Source organism: Actinomyces ruminicola (assembly GCF_900103885.1).
Lineage (GTDB): Bacteria > Actinomycetota > Actinomycetes > Actinomycetales > Actinomycetaceae > Actinomyces > Actinomyces ruminicola.
Map to the genome: position 1 here is coordinate 171,881 of NZ_FNIM01000002.1, position 19,722 is coordinate 191,602.

Below are 19,722 nucleotides of genomic sequence, written 5' to 3' on the forward strand. Positions count from 1 at the left end.
GTGACGGTGCGTCGGCATGGCGGCGGGCCGCATTGCGAACAATTGTGCCCCGCCGCGCGAGCGATGCTTGACTACCCCTGCCGTGACCATTCACCTGCTCTCCGCCGACCACCGCACTCAGGGGCTGGACGCCGTCGCCCGCCTGGGTGCCACTGCCGCGCACCTGGGCCCCGACCTGCTGTCCGCCCTGCCCGACCTGCGCGGCGCCATCGTCCTGGGAACCTGCAACCGCCTCGCCCTCCTCCTCGACGCCCCCGAGGCCCGGTCCGCTGTTGAGCTGCGCCGGGAGGTGGCCGCCTTCCTCGCCCGGCGCGCGGGTTTGCTTCCCGCAGATTCACCGGCAGTGGTCGGCGACGCGGGCGGCCGCGGCGCCGGCGGCGTGGACTTGACCGCCTGGGCGGGCACCGCCGCCGTCGGCCAGCTGTTCGCCACCGCTGCCGGGCTGGAGTCCATGGTGGTGGGTGAGCGCGAGATCGCCGGGCAGCTGCGCCGCGCCATGCGGCTGGCCGCCGAGGAGGGCACCCTGTCGGCGGATATAGCCCGCGCCGTGGAGCACGCCTCCACCGCCTCCCGGCGCGTCGCCCACGAGACCGGCCTGGCCGGCAACGGCCGCTCCGTCGTGGCCGTCGGCATCGACCTGGCCGCCCCCCACCTGCCGCCCCTGGAGGACGCCTCCGTGCTCCTGGTCGGCACCGGGGCATACGCCGGCGCCACCGTCACCGCCCTGCGTCGGCACTGCGTCACCGACATCGCCGTCTACTCCCGCTCCGACCGGGCCCGGGCCTTCGCCGTCGGGCGCGGCCTGCGCCCCGTCACCGACGCCGAGCTCGCGGCGGCACTGGCCGGGGCCGACCTGGTGGTCACCTGCCGGGGCCTGGGCACGCCGGTGCTGACCCGCGAGCTCGTGGGCCCCGCCGCCGGGCGCCGGCCGGGAGCGCGTCCCCTGGTGGTGCTCGACCTTGCGCTCACCCGCGATGTGGAGGAGGCCGTCGGCTCCCTGCCCGGCGTGCGCCTGATCGACCTGCTCAGCGTGCAGCGCGCCGTCCCCGCGGCCGAGTCCGGTCAGGTTGACGCCGCCCGCCGCATCGTCGATGAGGAGACCGCCTTGTTCGCGCGGCTGCTGGCCGGGCGGCGCATGGACCCGGTGGTGTGCAGCCTGCGCGGCCACGTCGCGACGCTGGTGGAGGAGGAGATCGCCCGCCTGCGCGTAGTTGACGGTCGGGTCGACGCCGGAGACGCCGCCCGCGCCCTGCACCACCTGGCCGCCCGCATACTGCACCACCCCACCGTGGCCGCCCGCACCGCCGCCGAGGCCGGCCGCGGCCAGGACTACCTCAACGCCCTCGACCTGCTGCTGGGCGTGGATATCGCCGCCGACCTGCGCGACGCCGTCGCCGCCACCACGGCGCCCGCCCCGTCCGGCCCGGCCGTCCAGCTGAACCCCGTCCTATCCGCCTCAGCCCCGGGAGAGCCCCAATGACCCCTGCCGTGGACGGCGCGCCGACACCCCGCCCCGACTCCTCCGCCGCCGCGGACCCGCTGGCCCCCTACGACGCCGTCCTGCTGCTGTCCTACGGCGGCCCCGAGGGCCCCGACGACGTGCTGCCCTTCATGCGCAACGCCACCGCCGGGCGGGGCGTGCCCGACTCCCGACTGCGCGAGGTCTCCGGCCACTACTCCCGCTGGGGCGGCGTCTCCCCGATCAACGCCCGCAACGCCGAACTGCTGGCGGCCCTGCGTGAGGAGCTGGCCGCGCGCGGCTCCCGCGTGCCCGTGGTGATCGGCAACCGAAACTGGCACCCCTTCGTCTCCGAGGCCCTGCGCGAGCTCGCCGACGGCGGCGCCCGCCGTGTCCTGGCCATCACCACCGCCGCCTACGCCTCCTACTCCGGCTGCCGCCAGTACCGGGAGGACGTCTCCGGCGCGCTGGAGCTGCTGGGAGCCGGCGAGGACGGTTCCACCGGGCGGGGCCGGGAGGCGGACGCCGCCGCCCGCGTCGGCGGGGCCGGGGGCGCGCCGGTGGAGCTGGTGGTGGACAAGACCCGCCCCTTCTACAACACACCGGGCATGCTGGCCGCCAACACCGACGCCATCGTCGCCGCCTTCAACCAGCTGGTGGCCGACGGCGTGAGCGCCGACGGCATCCGACTGGCGCTGGTCACCCATTCCATCCCGGAGTCCATGGAGCGCCTGTCCGCGCCCACCGCCGAGGAGCGCGAATCGGGTGGGGTCGGAGAGCTCTCCTCGGGCGGGGAACGTGCTGACTCGGTTGGATTTGGGTCGCCGACCGTAACCGGAAGGGTGGGGGAGGCCCCCGAAGGCGTGGCGGGGCTGGCGGGAGCGGCGCGAGGAACGAGCGGCGCGGATGGTAGCCGAGGGGGGCTCCCCCACCCTTCCCTCCCGGAACCCGGCGTCGCCGCGGACCTGTCCACCGAGATCTCCTACATCGCCCAGCACGAGCGTCTGGCCGAGGTGCTGCTGGAGGCCGTCGCCGCCCGCCTGGGACGGCGCCCCCAGGTGGACCTGGTCTACTGCTCCCGCTCCGGCCCACCCCAGGCCCGCTGGCTGGAACCGGACGTCAACGACCACCTTCAGGCCCTGGCCGCCGGGCGCCTGACCGACGGGCGCGCCGTGGAGGTGCCGACCGGCGTCGTCGTCGCCCCCATCGGCTTTGTCGCCGACCACATGGAGGTCGTCTTCGACCTGGACACCGAGGCCCGCGAGACCGCGGCCCGCCTCGACCTGCCCTACGTGCGCGCCGCCACGGCCGGCACCCACCCCGCCTTCGTCGCCTCGCTGGCGGACGTGCTCGCCGAGCGGGCCGCCGTCGCCCGGGGCCAGGACGTGCGGCCGGAGTCCACCACCGGCACCGGCCCCTTCCACACCGTCTGCCCGCCCACCTGCTGTCGGCCCGCCACCCGGCCGCCCGCTCACGCGCCGCGCCGACCTCCCCAGATCGCCACCGCCAACAACCCCGACCGAAGGAGAACCCCATGAGCGACCACGAGAACTCCCACCCCGACGTCGACTCCGGCCAGGGCGCCCCCCGCCTGCACCGATTCGACGACGAGGAGCGCCGCCCCCACCGCGACCCGCGCGACGCCGCCGAGGTCGACTTCGACGCCGTCAACGACGCCAACCACTACGCCCTGTTCGCCGTCTACCGGCTGGCGGCGCCGCTGCCGCCGCTGGAGGACACGCGCCGTCGGCTGGTGGGGGAGTCCACCCACTTCATCGACGTCTCCGAGGTCACCACCCGCGGCTGGTACGACGTGTCCGGCTTCCGCTCCGACGCCGACCTGATGGTCTGGTGGCTCGACGACGACCCGGAGAAGCTCCAGGACGCCAACCACCGCCTGCGCGCCAGTGCCCTGGGGCGCTACCTGGAGCCGGTGTGGTCCTGCATGGGCCTGCACACGCCCGCCGAGTTCAACCGCAAGCACATCCCCGCCTGCTTCGGCGGCGTGGCGCCGCGCGACTGGTGCATGGTCTACCCCTTCGTGCGCAGCTACGAGTGGTACCTGCTGCCCGCCGAGGAGCGCTCGCGGATCATGGCCGCCCACGGCCGCAACGGCTTTGCCAAGTACCCCGACGTCAAGGGCTCCACGCTCTCCGCCTTCGGCATGAGCGACTACGAGTGGGTGCTCGGCTTCGAGGCCGACTCCCTGGACCGCCTGGAGGGTGTCATCCACCACCAGCGCCACACGGAGGCCCGCCTGCACGTGCGTGTGGACACCCCCTTCTACACCGGCTGCCGCGTCAGCCCCCACGAGTGGGCAGAACGGCAGCCCCGCGCATGAGCACCCCCGCCCGGACCCGCACCGCCCGCCCGGTGCGCATGCAGCGCCACGACCCGGCGCTTCGCCCGATGCTGGTGACCTGGGAGTCCACCCGCGCCTGCCAGCTGGCCTGCCGCCACTGCCGGGCCGTCTCCCGGCCCCTGCGCGACCCCCGCGAGCTGACCACCGCCGAGGCCAAGGCCCTGATGGACGAGGCCGCCTCCTTCGGCAAGCCGGCGGTCATCTTCATCATCACCGGCGGGGACTGCTTCGAGCGCCCCGACCTGGCCGAGCTGGCCGCCTACGGCACGAGCCTGGGCCTGCACATGGCCGTGTCCCCCTCCGGCACGGACAAGCTGAACAAGGACTCCCTCGCCCGCCTCCAGGACGCAGGCGTGGGCGTCATCTCCCTGTCGCTCGACGGCGCCACCGCCGCCACCCACGACGCCTTCCGCGGTGTGGAGCGCACCTTCGACCGCACCGTCGCCGGCTGGCAGGCGGCCCGCGAACTGGGCATGAAGGTGCAGATCAACTCCGTCGTCGCCCGCCACAACGTCCACGAGCTGCCCGACATTGCCGCGCTCGTGCGCGAGTACGGGGCGATGACCTGGTCCGGGTTCCTGCTGGTGCCCACGGGCCGCGGGGTGGACCTGGGCAGCCTGGACGCCGCCGAGATCGAGGACGTGCTCAACATCTTCTACGACATGGGCGAGGCGGTGCCCTCCAAGACCACCGAGGGGCATCACTTCCGGCGCGTCTCCCTGCAGCGCTACGCCCTGGCGCAGCGGGGCATCGAGGGCGAGGACATGATCGCCGCCATGCACCTGGGGCCGCTGTACCGCAGCCTGCGCCAGCGGATCGTGGAGCTGGGGCTGGACCACGGCGAGCGGCGGCGTCGGCCCCCGATCACCGTCTCCAGCGGCAACGGCTTCATGTTCGTCTCCCACATCGGCGACGTCACCCCCTCCGGCTTCCTGGAGAAGAGCGCCGGCAACGTGCGCGAGGCCTCGCTGACCGAGATCTACCGCAACAGCGAGGTCTTCACCGGGGTGCGGGACACCTCCCGGCTGCAGGGCAAGTGCGGGGAGTGCGAGTACAACCGCGTATGCGGCGGCTCGCGAGCGCGGGCCTTCAACAGCACCGGGGACCTGCACGCCGAGGAGCCTCTGTGCGCCTACCAGCCCGGCTCCTTCCCCTACCCCGAGGACGTGAAGGCACTGCTGAGCGCGCCCGCGCGTCCGGGACGACCGGCCTGAACACGACCCCGGGGCCGATGAGCGTGCGGCAGGTGCGGTAATCGGGGCGCCGCGCACACGACTTTCCTGTCCATTACGAGCTTTTGTGCCCTGGTGTACGGGAATTTGCCGTACACCAGGGCACAAAAGCTCGTAGTAGAGCGCAGGAAACGCTATCGTGCGATTGGCCGACCCAAGGATGGGAGGACGCATGCACCTGGAACTCGTATTTGATCGCGTGGACTTCGCTTACGGCGGCACACGCGAGCGCGTCATCTACCGGGGTGTCACCTGTCGGCTCGCGGCCGGGCGGCTGCATGCGGTGATGGGGCCCTCGGGTTCGGGCAAGACCACCCTGTTCCGCCTCATCACCGGCGAGCTCGAACCGGATACCGGGACGATCGAGCTGGCGGGCACCGGCGGTGCTCGGCGCGTGTCCCAGGTCTACCAGGACTATCGGCTGGTCCCGTATCTGACCGCGGTCGAGAACGTGAAACTGGCCCAGGAGTTCGCCTCCGCAGGCGGCGGCGTCGGCACCTTTCCCGACGTCGCCGCACTGCTGGACAAGCTCGGACTCACCGGGCAGGCCAACGCCGCAGTGGGCAGCCTCTCGGGCGGCGAGCAGCAGCGGGTGGCCATCGCCCGCGCACTGGCTACCGCCCCGGAGGTCCTGCTCGCTGACGAGCCGACCGGCGCGGTCGACGAGCAGGCCACGAGGGAGATCGCCCGGCGCTTCGCCGACCTGGCCCACGACGACGGCCTGCTGGTGCTGGTGGCCACGCACGACCCGGTGGTGGCCGAGTATGCCGACGTGGTGCTGCGTATCCGTGACCACGATCTCGTGGCTGAGCCTCCCTCGGCGGACGCCATGACGGGAGGGGCCCAGCGGTGACCCGCCTGCAGTTGAGGGTGATCACCGGTTCGGTACGTGCGCGCCCGGGACTGTTCACCGCGGCGCTGCTGCTATCCGGCGTGCTGGCGCTGTTCGGTGCTCTGCTGCTGAGCGGCAGGGCCACGTTCCTGGCCACGGCGGAGGCCGGGGCGCGCGCCGAATTCGGCGGCTACCGCTACCAGGTCAGCGGCGACAGCGACCAGCTGTCCGAGCACATGCACACGCTGGCCGGCGACGGTCAGGCGGTGGCGGTGCTGCGCGCCAGCGCGGCCCTGAGCGGGCCGCGGGGTGCCTCGGATGTGCAGGTGTCCGTGCTGAGTGGGCCCTCCCGCACCGGCCTGCTCGCACAGGGCGCCTATCCGCGCGCCGACGGCGAGGCCTCCATCTCCGCAGAGGTCGCCCGGCGCACGGGCCTGAGTGTGGGCGACCGCCTGGAATTGACTTCGGAGGATCTTCCCGAAGGCACAGCCGAGTACACGGTTACCGGCATTACCCGCAATCCCGCCGCCCCGAACGAGCTCACGGCCGTCGCGGTATCCGGCGAAGTTACGGGCGACGATGCCGGCGCGGCGATCTCCTCCTGGCTCAGTGACGCCGACCCGTGCGAACAGATCGGGGTGGGTAAGCAGTGTGGTAGCGGTGCGGTAACGGTAGCTGGGGTCGACTATGCCGTTCGGTCTGCCGTGCAGGAGGTAAGCTCCCGGCAACTGGCCGGGTTTCCGGTGCTGCTGGCGCTGCTGCTGCTGAGCGCCGGCGCCGCCTGCGGCGCAGCCCTGGCCGCGGATCGGCCCCATGCCGGGCGCGTCGCCGAGGCGCTGCGGGCCGCGGGGGCGACGCCACGTCGCGCAGCGGTGCTGGCCGGCTCGGGCATGCCGCTGACGCTGCTTGTGGGCAGTTTTCTCGGGATCATCGCCGCCCAGGTGGCCCTCGGCCTCGGGCACGCAGCGATCGGCTCCGCGCTGGGGCAGTACTGGGACGGCTACCGCCCGGCACTGTGGCAGAGCGGGGGCCTGATCCTGGCCTGGCTGCTGCTCGCCGCCGCGGTGGGGGTGTTGCCGGAACAGCTGCGCCGCTGGTCGGCCGACACCCGGGGCGCGGCCTGGCACCTGCGCCCCGCTTACGGGGTGGCGCTGGGCGCCGCTGGCGTGGTCGCGGCGGTGGCGCTCGTGTACCTGCGCGTCGCCGAGCCCCACCGCGTGCTGACCGGCCACATCCTGGGTGTGATCGTGGGGGCGCTGGCCGCCCCGGTGCTGCTGCTCAGCCTGCCGTGGCTGCGCCGCACGCCCACCGCGGGCACGGCAGTGCGTCACTGCCTCACGGTGGCACTGCCCGTGCTCATGGCCACCATGATGTTCACCGGCTTCGCCGCCTTCTACAGTGCGAGCCTCCACTTCGCTAACGGGACCGATGGGCGAGAGGATCAGACGCTGACGGTGGAGAGACTGACCATCCAGGACGTCGCCGTGCTCACCGCCGCGTACCCGCAGGCCATGGAGTCGGCCCTGGTATTCACCGAGTTGCGCGAGGACCAGCATCTGCCACGCGTGGCTCCGGCGGGAGAGTCTGGCTGCACCGACGCTATGTGCTTCACCAGCCTGGGGTCAATTGCACTAGCGCCTGAGGATGGGCCCGCCTCCGCGCTGGCCGGTACAGCGGCAGCCGAGTTGCTGGGCGGGGGTGCCGAAGACAGGGCGACGCGCGTCTTCTTCACTCCGGTCACGGGCCAGGTGGAGGAGACCGCCGAGGTGACGGGGCTGTCTGCGTCGAGCCTGCTGGACAGCCAGTGGCTGCCCGACGTGGTGCTTGCCGCCGACGACCCGCAGGTCGAGGCGCTGGGGCTGGAGCCATCGAACGTGCGCACGATCCACCTGCCGGAATTCGGCTCCCTGCCCGAGGACCAGCGCGACGCCTTCCGCAGCGACGTCATCACCCGGGCCGGCTACGCCTTTGTCATCGAGCCGGACTCCCCGGAGCGGCGTCAGCTGACGCGACAGGCCCTCGCCGTGCCGGTCGCGGCGAGCCTAGTGGCGGTGATCGGCCAGGGGTTGGCGGCGATCACCTTCCTGGGGCGGCTGCGGCCTGTGCGGCTGCAGGCGCGGGACTACGGCGTCGGCAGGCGTGGCCAGTGCGCGCTGGCGGCGCCATTGAGCCTGAGCGTGGTGGCGTGCACGACCGTGGCGGCCCTGCTCGGCCGCTTCGGGGCGCAACCGGCGCTGATAATGAACAATCCCCTGGTGACCGGCTCCTTCGGCTGGTGGTGGGCCATCCCCATCGCGGCGTCGGCGGCGGTGGCCATCGGTCTGCTGGTGGCCGCGGCCCGCACGCCCCGCAGCCAGGGCGGTGAGTAAGCGGCAAAGACGGTGAGCAAGAGGGCGCCTCACACACGCCTTCCCCATCCATTACGAGCTTTTGTACCCTGGTGCACGGCAAATACCCGTGCACCAGGGTACAAAAGCTCGTAGTGGAGCACGTTGGTGGGGTTTGGCGCGGCGTCTACTCGCTAGTTCGCAGACCTCGGTGCCTCGCGCACCTCGGCGAGCCACGCGCAGCGACGCCGCAGCAGGTGCTCGAAGCGCGCGTGCATGGTGATGACGGCGGCCGGGCAGTCCCGGCAGGCGCCCGCCAGGGCCACCTCGACGACGCCGTCGGCCACCTTCTGCACGGTGAAGGAGCCGCCGTGGGCCGCGGCGATCGCCCCGACCGTCCCGGCGGCGATCTCCCGGGCCGCCGCCTCCAGGGCCTCGTCCGGGCCCACGCCGACGGCGCCCGCCGCCGGCTTCCACGAGCCGGGCACCCCGAGCGCGTCCACCAGGGCGCTGCGCACTGCGGCGCCGTCGTCCCGCCAGCTGCGGCCCTCGCCCAGCAGCGTGAGCACCGCCCCGGGCACCACCTCGATCCCCGCCAGGGTGCCGTCGTCAAGCAGGGCCTGCAGCAGGCGCGGGGCGCGGGCCACGGTCCCGGAGAAGCCCAGCAGTCCGTCGGGGACCACCCAGCGCATGACGGCGGGGTCCGGGGTCGCCACGGGATGCGTGGGGACGACGCCCATGGTGGCTCCTTTCGGTGGGTTGGTGCGCGTGTGGGCGGATCGTCCGCTCTGGTTCGGTGTCCACACGGTCAACCACCCTCGCACAGACATTCCAACAAGTCAGAATCGAGACGCCCTCGCCTCATTACTCTGGGGTAAAGCGCAGGGTGGCGCTGCGTGATGGCGGCAAGAGCCGCATTTGGAGGTAGTTCGACAGTATCTGCTCACCACCAACGCGGAACGCTGTAGATAGACGCGCCTCGCGCAGTTCAGCGACGTTCACGTGGTGCCAGTCGATTGGGTGACCCGCACGTGTCGCGAGTCGGTCGATGTAGGCACTCTGCGAGCGGGTGTTGCCGTCGCGGAACGGATGACAGAATGTCAGCGTCCCCCAGCGATCCGCGAGCCTGTCAGCAAACTCCTTCTCTGGAAGACCCACCAGATAGTCCTCTTCCGCAAGCCGATCGAACAACGCATCAAGATACGGCTTGTAGAACTCCGATGGTGCGTACTGGAACGGCGTACCGCCCGCCCCAACCTCGTCTCCTACCTTCCGCAGTTCGCCCGCCCAATCCAGCACCGGACTCATGAAACGCCGATGAATCGAGCGAAGATAATCAAGGTCGAGCCGATCAGGGATCGGCTCAAGCTGCAAAATCGCCCACTCCGCCGACGCACTGATGTTCATCGCCCGATCGACACCGGCCTGCGTGATCAACCCAAGCTTGTTGCGGAGTACTCCTCCGCTACCAGGGATCGTGTAACGGTCGTCCTCAGCCACGACTGGTAGCACGCTCGTTCGCGCCAAGTCGCGCCAACGCATCCCGAACTTCTGCGCGCGCCGCCTCCGGCGACAGCTCGCCCGTCAGGATCCGGCGCGCGCGCCCCATGTCTTCGGCATCCGGGAAGTGACCAGCGAGCTGCTGGCCCTTCTCGATCAACGCGAGCGACTGCTCAACATCAACAATCGGAACGGTCCTTACAACCATCTCGAGGCTCCTCTCCTACACCCAGGCTACCGTCATGAGTACAAGGGGCAAAGGATGAGGCCGTGCAGTTTCGGTCAGGCAGGTTGCGGCGCGTCACGGCCTACCGTATCCCACATGAAGACCGCCCATAGACGGTGGTAATCGTGACCGCCTCGGCGCGGGACGCGGACGAGTCGGTGATGCGAGCTCAGGTCAGGGCGGCCACCACGGCGTGGGCGGCGGCACCGGCCACCCAGGCCAGCACGAACAGGTAGCCGTAGGCGATCACCGACCACTTCCAGGTGCCCGTCTCCCGGCGGATCGCCCCGGCGGTGGCCATGCACTGCATGGCGAAGACGAAGAATGCCAGCAGGGCCGCGACCGTGGCCGGGTTGAACAGGGGCTCCCCGGCTCGGGCCACCAGCGTGTCCTCGGCGTAGGTCATGGCCTCCAGCTGGGCGCCGGGGTCCTCCGGGTCGCCCGCGGCGGCGATCTGGCCGAGCGTGGCCACCGCCGTCTCCCGGGCCACCAGGGAGGACATGATCGCCACGTTGATGCGCCAGTCGAAGCCGAGCGGCTCGAACACCGGCTCGATTGTCTTGCCGATGGAGGCGGCCAGCGAGGAGTCCATGGTGTAGCTGGTGCGCTGGGCATCCAGCAGCGTCTCCAACTCCTCGGGGTCGGTTATGACGGCGCCGTCGTCGTCCAGCACCGTGGAGGAGGCGGGGTCGGCCACGGCGGCCGCGACCGCCGCGCACTCGGCGCTGGCGCCGCAGTGGGCGGTGAACTCGGCCTCCGAGCGGATGGGCACGTTCAGTAGCACCCAGACCACGATGGTGGCCGCCAGGATGATGGTGCCGGCCTTCTTCAGGAATCCCTTGCAGGCGTCCCATACCATCAGGGCCACCGTGCGGGCGCGCGGCATCCGGTAGGGCGGCATCTCCATGTAGAAGGGCAGCAGCACGCCGCCGCGGTCGGTCAGGCGCTTGACCACCCGGGCGGCCAGCATGGCCGCCACCGCCCCGGCCAGGTACAGGCCGAACATGATGGTGCCCGCGGCGCCGAAGGGGCCGATGCGCTGCCCGGGATCGACCAGCAGGGAGATCATGATGATGTAGACCGGCAGGCGCGCCGAGCAGGTCATCAGCGGCGCCGCCAGCATGGTGGCCAGGCGGTCCTTGGCGCTGGGCAGGGTGCGGGTAGCCATGATGCCGGGGATGGCGCAGGCCAGCGAGGACAGCAGCGCCACGAAGGCGCGCCCCTCCAGCCCCGCCCGGCTCATCACCCGGTCCATGAGGAAGGCGGCGCGCGACATGTATCCCACGCCCTCCATCAGGGCGATCAGCAGGAACATGATGGCGATCTGCGGCAGGAACACCAGTACCTCGCCGACGCCGCCGATCACGCCGTTGGCAAGCAGTCCCGCCAGCAGTGGTGCGGGGGCGTCGAGCCAGGTGTGGACGGCGTCTTTCAAGAGGTCGAAGCCGGTCTCGATGGCGCTCTGGAAGGGGGCGGCCCAGGTGAAGATCGCCTGGAAGAAGGTGAACATGACCGCGAAGAACACCAGGGTGCCCCACAGTGGGTGCAGCAGCACCCGGTCGACGGCGGCGGTGCGCGAGTCGGGCACGGGGGCGGTGTAGTCCGCTGCGGCGAGGATCGACTCTGCCCAGGAGGCCCGTTCCGGGCCGCTGGTCGGCGGCGTGATCGGCGCGCGCGACCAGTCGCGCCAGGAGGCGAGCGTGCGGCGTAGCTGCGGGATGCCGGTGGTGCGGTTGCCGATCACCCGCACCGCGGGCACGCCGAGCGCGGCGCCCAGGGCCTCGACGTCGAGCCTGCCGCCGCGGCGGGTGAGCTCGTCGGTCATGGTGACTGCCAGGGCGGTGGGCAGGCCCAGGTTCAGGGCCTGGGCGACGAAGCCGAGGGAGCGTGACAGGGTGGTGGCGTCGATGACGACCAGCAGGGCGTCGGGTGGGGCGACGCCGTCGCAGTGGCCGGTCAGGACGTCGTGGACGACGCGCTCGTCGGGGCTGATCGGTTCCAGCGAGTAGGCGCCTGGCAGGTCCTCCAGGGTGATGGTGGCGGGCCGGTCGCCGGTGTCGGTGGCGGAGAGCCGGCAGGTGCCCAGGGAGCGGGAGACGGTCACGCCGGGGTAGTTGCCGGTCTTGGCGCGCAGGCCGGTGAGCGTGTTGTAGATGGAGGTCTTGCCGGCGTTGGGTGCTCCCGCCAGGGCGATGCGGGCAGCGCCGGCGTCGATGGGGGCGGAGGCGCCGGGGCCATGGGCGGCGCAGTGGCAGGCGGGCATGTCGTTGCCTCCGGTGGAGGTGCCGGCGTCGACGACGGCGCTCATGCGGCGGCCTCCTCTGCCGTGGCCCCCGGCGTGGTGGGGGCGATGACTTCCACGGATACCAGGGCGGCGTCGCGGCGGCGCAGGCTGATCTCGTAGTCGGCCACGTGGTACACCGTCGGATCGCCCAGCGGGGCGCGTCGGCCCACCTCGAGCCGGCGACCGGGCTCGAAGCCGAGGTCGGCCAGGCGTCGGGCGAGCTGCTCGCCCCGGGAAGCGGATACTGCGGTGATGCGGGCGCGCGTGCCGCGGCACAGGGTGGACAGGGGAACGGTCGAGGCTGCGTGCTCTGAGGGGATGGTGCTGGCCGTGGCGGGTGCGGCCATGTCTGACTCCTTTGTTCCTGGTGACACGCGTGGTGCGGGTCGGGTGGCACGGATCGACCGGGGAGTGCCCGGAGGGTCGCGGTGCCGAGCGGGCGCGGGCGCCTGCTCGCGCAGTAAAGGATAGGCTGTGGTAAGCGTTCGGGGAAATTGTGTGACGTGGAACATATCAGCGTGCAAAGGCTCGGACCAGTGCGCAGAGGTCCGGAGCGAGGCACAGGGGCGGCGCGATGCGTCGCATCACCGGAAGCGTGCGCCCGCGGCCGGGTCGGCCAGCCAGGCCAGGGCAGCGTCGATGCGCCCCGGGGTGGAGGCCACCAGCGGGCTCGGCAACGCGTCCGGCGCGAACCAGCCCACCGCCGTCGACTCCTCGTCGGCCACGCGCGCCCGCGCCACCGCCGCGGCATCCACCCGGGCGGCGAAGGTGATGTCCATAAACACGCAGCGGTCCCCGTTGGGGAAGGTGATCGGCTGCCCCGCGCTCACCCCGGCCACCCCGACGATCTCGGGGTCTACACCGGTCTCCTCCAGGCACTCGCGCCGCGCCGCGGCGGCCGGCTGCTCGCCGGGCTCCGGGATGCCTGAGACCACCGCCCAGGCGCCGTTATCGGAGCGCCGCCCCAGCAGCAACCGCCCGTCCGGGGCCACCACCACCACGCTGACACCGGGCAGCCACAGCTGCTCATGCCCGATCTTCTCGCGCAGCTCGACGATGAACTCAGGCGTGGCCACGGTGCATCACCTCGGTCGGGCGGCAGCAACGGTGCTGGCGCGACGGGCGTCGGCGTCGTCAATGGGCAGCGGATCCCAGGACCCGCCGTGCAGCTCTACCGCCCGTTGCAGCAGCCAGTCGGCCACGGCCGGGTTCTTCGGCAGCAGCGGCCCGTGCAGGTAGGTGCCGATCACGTGCTTGAACCGGGCGCCCTCCGCGCCGTCCTTGCCGTTGTTGCCGGCGCCGGAGCGCACCGTCCCCAGGGGCTCGGCGCCGGGGCCGAGCGTGGTCAGCCCGGAGTGATTCTCGTAACCGACCACCCGGCCGAACTCGGGGGAGTCGAGCACGATGTTGCCGATCAGGCGCCCCGGACCGGCCACGGTCTGTGCGTCCAGCAGCCCGATGCCGGGGATCTGCGAGCCCTCGCCGGTGACGAAGCGGTGCCCGAACAGCTGGTACAGGCCGCAGATGACCAGCATGGGCACGCCGTCGTCGGCCCACTGCCGCAGCCGCGGGCCGATCTCGATCAGGTCGGCCTTGATGCGCTCCTGCCCGGAGTCCTGGCCGCCGCCGCCCAGAACCAGATCGGTCTCCTCCGGCAGCGCGTCACCGGGGTTGTAGGAGTGCAGCTCGACGTCGTAGCCGTGCCACTGGCCGCGGCGGGCCAGGGTCAGCAGGTTGCCCCAGTCGCCGTAGATGTTCATATCCCGCGGATACAGCTGCAGGATGCGTATGCGGCCGCGGGCGGGGCCGGCGTCGGCGTGGGCGTAGACGGTGGGCTCGGCGCTCACTTCATGACCTCCTCGACCTCGGTGAGGCGCCCGAGGCGCGCGCGCAGCGCCAGCATGGCGGTGTAGGTGGTGTACACGCGCATGGGGCGGTCCTCGGCGGCGGCGCGCTCTCGCAGTGCGTCCAGTCCGGCCTCCAGGTCCGGCTCGACGACGCCGACCGGCACCTCGTCGTAGCGCAGCCGCAGCGCCATGTCCCAGGCGCGCACGCCCGTGACGACGGCGACCCCGCTCCGCTTCAGCGAGGAGAAGTCCACGTCCCACAGCCAGGACATGTCGCGGCCGTCGGCGTACTCGTCGTTGATGGCGACCATGATCAGCTCGTCGGCCGGGGAGGGCGCGTCGGCCCCGGTGGGCGTGGGGGAGGCGGCCGGGGCCGTGGCGGCGTCTCCGGGACGGCCCCGGTCCGCGGTGCCGACCTGCGCGGTGGGGGCGGACATCAGGCTCATGCGGAAGCCGGCCGGGTTCTTCACCAGCGCCAGCTGCACCGGGCGGCCGTCCAGGGTGATGACCTCGCCACGGCCGAAGGCGGGGCGGATCTCGGACAGGGTGGCCAGCAGGCGGGGCAGGTCGGCCCGCTCGCCGAGCACCTCCAGCGCCAGGGTCAGGGCGGCGCAGGCGTTGAGCACGTTGTGAATGCCCGGGATGGCGAAGGCGACTCGGTGCTCGGCGCCGTCCACCTCAATGGTGGCCTGGTTGCCGTTCAGCGCCACCAGGCGCACGCGCGGTGGCGGGCACGGGGAGGCGGCGTCGGCGGGGGATACCCTGGAGATGGGAGCGTCGTCGTCGGGCATGGCGGCCTGCTCGGCGCGCAGATCGTCGTCGGACAGGAACACCGAGCGCAGGGCGGGGCCGACCCCGAAGGCGGCGGTGCGGGCGGTGAGTCCGTCCAGGAAGCGCCCGCCGTTCAGGCGCGGGTCGTCGGCGTTGACCACCACCACGTCGCGCGTGGCCAGGGCGGCCTTGCGCAGCAGGGAGGCCGTGTAGTCGATCTCGCCGAAGCGGTCGAGCTGGTCGCGCATGACGTTGAGCACGAGCGCCGCCCGCGGCTTCACGGCGTGGACGAAGTGGACGGCGTGCGCCTCGTCGAGCTCGAGCACGGCGACGTCGGCGTCCAGGCGGCCGACGGCGTCGACCTCGGTGAGCAGGGCCGCCAGCACGCCGCGCACGAAGTTGGAGCCGGTGCGGTTGGTGAAGACCTTCAGCCCCTGGTCGCGCAGGAGCTGGACCACCATCTTGGTGGTGGTGGTCTTGCCGTTGGTGCCGGAGACCAGCACCACCCCGTGCGGCAGCCGGTCCAGGGTGCGGGCGAGGAAGCCGGGGTCGGTGCGCTCCATGACCAGGCCGGGGAAGGCGGTGCCGCCGGAGCCGCCGCCGCGCAGGCGGGCCAGAGCGCGGGCCGTGCGGCCTAGCGCGACGGTGAGTCGTGAACGCATGGGGCTCCTGCCTGTGGTCGGTGGCGGGTCGCCTCAGTCTAGAGGAGTGTGCCCGATCGGGTAGGCGGTCGTCTGCAGGTGCGTTCCACGACCTTGGGGGCACTGCACGACCTTGGGGTACAGTGCACGACCACCCCGGGGTCGTGGAACGTACCCCAAGGTCGTGTTTTGCGGATGGACCGGTTTCGGCACGTCATTGGTGCCGGTCTCGGTGTGTTACTTGTGCCGGTCTCGGCGAGAGGCGGGGGCAGAGGCGGGCGGGACCACGACGCGCAGGGCGGCCGGCTCGACCTCGGCCACCAGCCGACGGGTTTGACCCACCGGGTCGCCGTCCAGTTCGAAGGGGACCGGCTCGGGCGTGGTCAGGGTCAGGCGGCGGGCCTGGTGGTGGCTCAGGCCGTCCACGTCCTGGCCGATCAGCAGGCCGGCCCCGACCTTCGCCCAGTCGGCGATCCGGTTCGGGCCGGTCAGCAACAGATCCACAAGCCCGTCGTCGGGAGTGGCCTGCGGGAAGATCGTCATGCCGCCGGTGATCGTGCCGACGTTGCCCAGCAGCGCCATCACCACCCGGTGCTCGCCGGCCGACCTGCCGGTCGACTCGCCGTCGTCGAGCGCCACGTCGACGGCGAAGGGACGCGGCACGGCGTTCTGCACCGCGGCCAGCACGTAGGCACCGGAGCGGATCACCTTCTTCAGGTCGTCGCTGGTGTCGGCCATGATGCGGGCGTCCAGGCCCAGGCCGGCCATCACCACGAAGCGCTCCTCGCCGCCGTCCCAGGTGCAGCGCACGAGGTCGACGGCGCGGGTGGGGCCGGACAGGGCCAGGCGCAGGGCGGCGTCGGTGTCCAGCGGAACCTGCAGGTTGCGGGCCAGCAGGTTGCCGGTGCCGGTGGGCAGCAGCGCCAGGGGCACGCCGGTGCCGGCCAGCTCATCGGAGACGGCGCGCACGGTGCCGTCCCCGCCGGCGGCCAGCACCAGGTCGACCCCGGCGGCCAGGGCGCGGCGGGTCTGCTCGTGGCCGGCGTCGTCGGGGGTGGTCTCCAGCCAGAGGGTGGGCTGCCAGCCGGCTGCCAGCACCTCGGACTCCACGCGGCGGCGCAGCAGGGACAGGTCGTCGAACTTGGTGGGGTTGTAGACCATGGCGGCGCGCTTGTCCACGGTGGTGCGCGGCAGGCCGATGTGGGCCCAGGACGCCAGGATCTCCTCAACCCCGCCCACGCTCAGGGCGAGGGTGGCGACGGCGGCCCCGAGCAGTACGCCGCCGATCAGGTCGGAGACGGACTGCAGCCCCATCGCCCACTGGCTCGCGCAGGTGATGGCGACGGCGAGGACTCCTGCCAGGCGCCACAGCTGCACCTGGGAGGTGGGGCGGCGTCGGGCCCGGGTCAGGGTGACCAGCACCCAGGCGGCCACGGTCATGGCGACGGCATGCCCGGCGGGATAGGCGAAGCCGCGGTAGGACAGCGAGTCGGAGAAGGCCGAGGAGGGGCGGGCGTGGTCGATCCAGGTGGCTATGGCGATCTGGAGCGGCAGACCGAGCAGGGAGGTGGCCAGGGCCGTGGCCAGGCGGCGCATGCGCTGCTGGTAGCTGACGACGGCGGCTACGCCGATGGCCGCGTAAATCAGCAGCGGGTGGGTCAGCAGCGAGACCGCCTCGAGGATTTGCCCCCGAGCCGTTCTCGGCGCCAGGACGGGGGCGGTCAGGGCGGAGTCGAGGCGGTCGGTCAGTCCGGCGCGCACGACCGTGGTCCACGCGGCGAAGACCAGTGCGCACAGCGGCCACAGCCCGCGGCCCGTCCCCCAGAACCGGCGCAGTCGGCCGGAGAGGCCGGAGGGCGGGTCGGGGAAGACGTCGGGACGTACGGGCACGGGGCTCCTTCATGCTGGCTGGTGGCGCGACGGCGCGTCGCAACGCCAAGTTACCAGCGCTGCATGTGGGGAGCCGTGTGTGTCCGTGCGGGAGAGAGGGAGGCCCGGCGGCGCGCCGTCCGTCAGTCGAGGGCGCACCGCCGGGCGGTGGGCGCGGCTACTTCACCTTCCTGATGAAGATGGCCAGCACGCCGCCGATGATGGCGCAGATGCCGGCGAAGTAGCACAGGGCCGGGTAGTTCATCTTCTCGGGCGAGCCGATGCCCAGGAAGAACGGGGCCATGTAGGGGGCGAGCGACTGCGGCAGGGCGTTGGCGATGTTGAACACGCCCAGGTCCTTGCCGGCGTTGTCCGGGTTGGGCAGCACGTCCACCACGAGCGCCAGGTCCACGGAGATGTACACGCCGTAGGCCAGGCCCATGACCGCCTCCACCATGTAGAACCCGGACACCGTGGTGGTGTGGGCCAGCATGAGGACGCCGACGCCGAATAGTGCTGAAGCTAGGAAGACGAAGGCCTTGCGGCGGTGGAGCCGGTCGGAGAGCTGGCCGCCGAGGAAGCTCGCGACCATGAGCGCAATCGTGTAGATGAGTACTGAAGTAGCTTGGACGCTGAGTCCTTCATCCTTCGTGAGACCGACCCGGTTGACCAGGTACATGAGCCGGTAGGTGGTGAAGGAGAAGGAGCACAGCGTGATGAGGAAGCGGCCCCACCAGGCCAGGGCGTAGTCGGGGTACTTAATGGGGCTGACCCAGAAGGTCTTGAGCAGGCCGATGAGGTCGAGCCGGGGCGGCCTGATGGTCAGCTGCTTGTCCGGCAGGACGAAGGCGAACCAGACCATGAACAGGATGGCCGGAATGGCCGGGGCGATGAACAGGACCTCGAGATTGTTCTTCAGGCCGTTAGATAGATAGGTTGCGGCCAGCACGGCCAGGTTCTGGGCGATGGAGATCATGGAGCTGATCCGGGCACGTTGGAACTCGGGCACCTGGTCCGAGAGCACCGCCACGAAGGGGGCCAGCGCCGCGTTGGCGCCGATCTGGGCCACGAGCCAGCCGATGGCGACCAGCGGGACGGTATTGGTCAGCCCCATGATCACCAGGCCGACGGTCATGCCGAGGATGCCGATCACCAGCCAGGGACGGCGCCGGCCCCAGCGCCACATGGTGCGGTCGGAGACCTGTCCGAAGATGACGTTGGCGAAGACCGCGCCCAGGGCCCCCAGGCCGGCGATCTGGGAGACGGCCGAAGCCTGGGCTGCGGTGTCGTCCGGGAACAAGGTCATGGCCTTGTTCTGGATCGACACGACCGCGGGTCCCATGAGGGCGATGAAGAAGAAGAGCTGTGCGGCCAGGTAGGAGGCGATGAATAGCGGCTTGACCTCCTGGAGCGGTGGCGCGAAGAAGGCGTCGATCTCCTCCTGGGTGGCGCGCCTGTCCTTGGAGGGTGCTGGTGGTTCTGCCATAGGGGTCTCCTCATTGAGCAGGGAAGAAGTGTGATGTGCACTACATATCGCAGCCTAAACCAGCTGGCCCGCCGCTGTCATGCGAACGTTTGACGGAGTTTTGTGCTGCGCTGTCTGGGGTGTGATTCTGGCCGGGTGAGTTCCTGCGCGGGGGCCGACCGGCGCCTTGCTGCGGGTCTTGTCGAGTCGGGCCGGCCGGATCTGTCGCATCGCACGGGCCCTCGAGTCAGTCGTCGAACGCGGCGTTCAGGCGCTGGCGAGGTACTGGCGTCCCGGATGACTGCGCTCGTGTTGGTGCCGTGTTGGCGGTGTCGGGTCTGCAGGTTGTCCAGATTCGGGACAAACGCGTCGGCAGTACCGACACCCGAATCTCGAATCATTGGAATCATGCGGATTTGTGCGTGCTCGTGACGGGGTGTCTGTGGTGTTTGTGCCGATCTCGGACATTTTTCACCGTGCCGGGCGCAGGCGCGCCGTCGGTAGCTCCAGCTCAACGGCTCCCGCCCAAGTGACCGCCTTCGCGACGCGGCCCGACAGCTCATGCGCGACTCTGGCGACGACCACGCGGTCCCGGTGAATCTCACTGATTCTTACGGGTACCCAGATGGTCCCGTCGTCGGTGCCAGCGTCTTCCGCGAGGAGCCAGTCCTGGGCCAGCAGGCGCAGGCCGATCTCGTCGAGGACGGCTTCGGCCTCGTCCAGTTCCAGGTCCGCGCCGCGCGGGGTCCAGAGCAGGTCGTAGGGCACGAAGCTGCCGTCGGGGCGCATCTCGATATAGCCGACGTGCTCGCCGTCCTCGCGGCGCCGGTGGTCGAAGACGTCAGCGGAGACGTCGGGCCGGGTGTGCGGGTGCTCGGGGCGCATGTGACCCAGACTATGCGTGTGG

General features: G+C 71.4%; 17 protein-coding genes. 6 read left to right on the forward strand and 11 right to left on the reverse strand.

Annotated elements, in window-relative coordinates:
- Positions 1-67: 67 nt before the first annotated feature.
- From BLR49_RS04065 to BLR49_RS04090, 6 genes are all read left to right on the forward strand, one after another.
- On the forward strand, positions 68-1,480 hold the full coding sequence (locus tag BLR49_RS04065; RefSeq protein WP_245690410.1) for a glutamyl-tRNA reductase: 1,413 nt from the start codon (positions 68-70) through the stop codon (positions 1,478-1,480).
- Positions 1,477-2,997: a ferrochelatase gene (locus tag BLR49_RS04070; RefSeq protein WP_092533835.1), complete on the forward strand. Its 1,521-nt coding sequence runs from the start codon at positions 1,477-1,479 to the stop codon at positions 2,995-2,997. The genes BLR49_RS04065 and BLR49_RS04070 overlap by 4 nt, the downstream gene beginning before the upstream one ends.
- The gene (hemQ, locus tag BLR49_RS04075) at positions 2,994-3,800 is read left to right on the forward strand and encodes a hydrogen peroxide-dependent heme synthase (protein ID WP_092533838.1); all 807 of its coding nucleotides are present in this window, start codon (positions 2,994-2,996) and stop codon (positions 3,798-3,800) included. Before BLR49_RS04070 ends, hemQ begins: the two co-directional genes overlap by 4 nt.
- Positions 3,797-5,035: a TIGR04053 family radical SAM/SPASM domain-containing protein gene (locus BLR49_RS04080; RefSeq protein WP_245690411.1), complete on the forward strand. Its 1,239-nt coding sequence runs from the start codon at positions 3,797-3,799 to the stop codon at positions 5,033-5,035. Before hemQ ends, BLR49_RS04080 begins: the two co-directional genes overlap by 4 nt.
- A gap of 190 nt (positions 5,036-5,225) precedes the next feature.
- The gene (locus BLR49_RS04085; RefSeq protein ID WP_176765770.1) at positions 5,226-5,906 is read left to right on the forward strand and encodes an ATP-binding cassette domain-containing protein; all 681 of its coding nucleotides are present in this window, start codon (positions 5,226-5,228) and stop codon (positions 5,904-5,906) included.
- Positions 5,903-8,254 (forward strand): ABC transporter permease family protein, encoded by a 2,352-nt coding sequence (locus BLR49_RS04090; protein ID WP_092533844.1) that lies wholly within the window; start codon positions 5,903-5,905, stop codon positions 8,252-8,254. Before BLR49_RS04085 ends, BLR49_RS04090 begins: the two co-directional genes overlap by 4 nt.
- Before the next feature lie 152 nt (positions 8,255-8,406).
- Here the strand turns inward: BLR49_RS04090 and BLR49_RS04095 are convergent, their stop codons facing one another.
- From BLR49_RS04095 to BLR49_RS04145, 11 genes are all read right to left on the reverse strand, one after another.
- Positions 8,407-8,952, reverse strand: coding sequence for a NifU family protein (locus BLR49_RS04095; protein ID WP_092533847.1), 546 nt, complete (start codon positions 8,950-8,952; stop codon positions 8,407-8,409).
- Between the two features lie 124 nt (positions 8,953-9,076).
- Positions 9,077-9,712 carry a Fic/DOC family protein gene (locus tag BLR49_RS04100; protein ID WP_092533850.1) on the reverse strand — a complete coding sequence of 212 codons (636 nt, stop codon included), beginning with the start codon at positions 9,710-9,712 and terminating at the stop codon, positions 9,077-9,079.
- The gene (locus BLR49_RS04105) at positions 9,705-9,920 is read right to left on the reverse strand and encodes a hypothetical protein (RefSeq protein WP_092533853.1); all 216 of its coding nucleotides are present in this window, start codon (positions 9,918-9,920) and stop codon (positions 9,705-9,707) included. The genes BLR49_RS04100 and BLR49_RS04105 overlap by 8 nt, the downstream gene beginning before the upstream one ends.
- 187 nt (positions 9,921-10,107) lie before the next feature.
- A complete protein-coding gene (gene feoB, locus BLR49_RS04110; RefSeq protein ID WP_092533856.1) occupies positions 10,108-12,246 on the reverse strand; it encodes a ferrous iron transporter B in 2,139 nt (712 codons plus the stop codon).
- Entirely contained in the window at positions 12,243-12,569 is a 327-nt protein-coding gene (locus BLR49_RS04115; RefSeq protein WP_092533859.1) for a FeoA family protein, read from the reverse strand. The genes feoB and BLR49_RS04115 overlap by 4 nt, the downstream gene beginning before the upstream one ends.
- 237 nt (positions 12,570-12,806) lie before the next feature.
- On the reverse strand, positions 12,807-13,298 hold the full coding sequence (locus BLR49_RS04120; RefSeq protein ID WP_092533862.1) for an NUDIX hydrolase: 492 nt from the start codon (positions 13,296-13,298) through the stop codon (positions 12,807-12,809).
- A 6-nt stretch (positions 13,299-13,304) separates the two neighbouring features.
- Entirely contained in the window at positions 13,305-14,069 is a 765-nt protein-coding gene (locus BLR49_RS04125) for a type 1 glutamine amidotransferase (protein WP_092533865.1), read from the reverse strand.
- On the reverse strand, positions 14,066-15,502 hold the full coding sequence (locus BLR49_RS04130; protein WP_092533868.1) for a Mur ligase family protein: 1,437 nt from the start codon (positions 15,500-15,502) through the stop codon (positions 14,066-14,068). Before BLR49_RS04130 ends, BLR49_RS04125 begins: the two co-directional genes overlap by 4 nt.
- A 216-nt stretch (positions 15,503-15,718) precedes the next feature.
- Positions 15,719-17,371: a bifunctional phosphatase PAP2/diacylglycerol kinase family protein gene (locus BLR49_RS04135; RefSeq protein ID WP_342706627.1), complete on the reverse strand. Its 1,653-nt coding sequence runs from the start codon at positions 17,369-17,371 to the stop codon at positions 15,719-15,721.
- Positions 17,372-17,528: 157 nt separating this feature from the next.
- Positions 17,529-18,836 carry an MFS transporter gene (locus BLR49_RS04140; RefSeq protein WP_092533871.1) on the reverse strand — a complete coding sequence of 436 codons (1,308 nt, stop codon included), beginning with the start codon at positions 18,834-18,836 and terminating at the stop codon, positions 17,529-17,531.
- Positions 18,837-19,286: 450 nt separating this feature from the next.
- A complete protein-coding gene (locus BLR49_RS04145) occupies positions 19,287-19,700 on the reverse strand; it encodes a serine/threonine protein phosphatase (protein ID WP_092533874.1) in 414 nt (137 codons plus the stop codon).
- Between the last annotated feature and the right edge of the window lie 22 nt (positions 19,701-19,722).

Excerpts from the sequence above, each read along its gene's own strand:
- BLR49_RS04145 (WP_092533874.1), bottom strand. The coding sequence starts at position 19,700 with ATGCGCCCCGAGCACCCGCACACCCGGCCCGACGTCTCCGCTGACGTC.
- BLR49_RS04080 (WP_245690411.1), top strand. The coding sequence starts at position 3,797 with ATGAGCACCCCCGCCCGGACCCGCACCGCCCGCCCGGTGCGCATGCAG.
- BLR49_RS04070 (WP_092533835.1), top strand. The coding sequence starts at position 1,477 with ATGACCCCTGCCGTGGACGGCGCGCCGACACCCCGCCCCGACTCCTCC.
- BLR49_RS04095 (WP_092533847.1), bottom strand. The coding sequence starts at position 8,952 with ATGGGCGTCGTCCCCACGCATCCCGTGGCGACCCCGGACCCCGCCGTC.
- BLR49_RS04130 (WP_092533868.1), bottom strand. The coding sequence starts at position 15,502 with ATGCGTTCACGACTCACCGTCGCGCTAGGCCGCACGGCCCGCGCTCTG.
- hemQ (WP_092533838.1), top strand. The coding sequence starts at position 2,994 with ATGAGCGACCACGAGAACTCCCACCCCGACGTCGACTCCGGCCAGGGC.
- feoB (WP_092533856.1), bottom strand. The coding sequence starts at position 12,246 with ATGAGCGCCGTCGTCGACGCCGGCACCTCCACCGGAGGCAACGACATG.
- BLR49_RS04105 (WP_092533853.1), bottom strand. The coding sequence starts at position 9,920 with ATGGTTGTAAGGACCGTTCCGATTGTTGATGTTGAGCAGTCGCTCGCG.
- BLR49_RS04140 (WP_092533871.1), bottom strand. The coding sequence starts at position 18,836 with ATGGCAGAACCACCAGCACCCTCCAAGGACAGGCGCGCCACCCAGGAG.
- BLR49_RS04085 (WP_176765770.1), top strand. The coding sequence starts at position 5,226 with ATGCACCTGGAACTCGTATTTGATCGCGTGGACTTCGCTTACGGCGGC.
- BLR49_RS04115 (WP_092533859.1), bottom strand. The coding sequence starts at position 12,569 with ATGGCCGCACCCGCCACGGCCAGCACCATCCCCTCAGAGCACGCAGCC.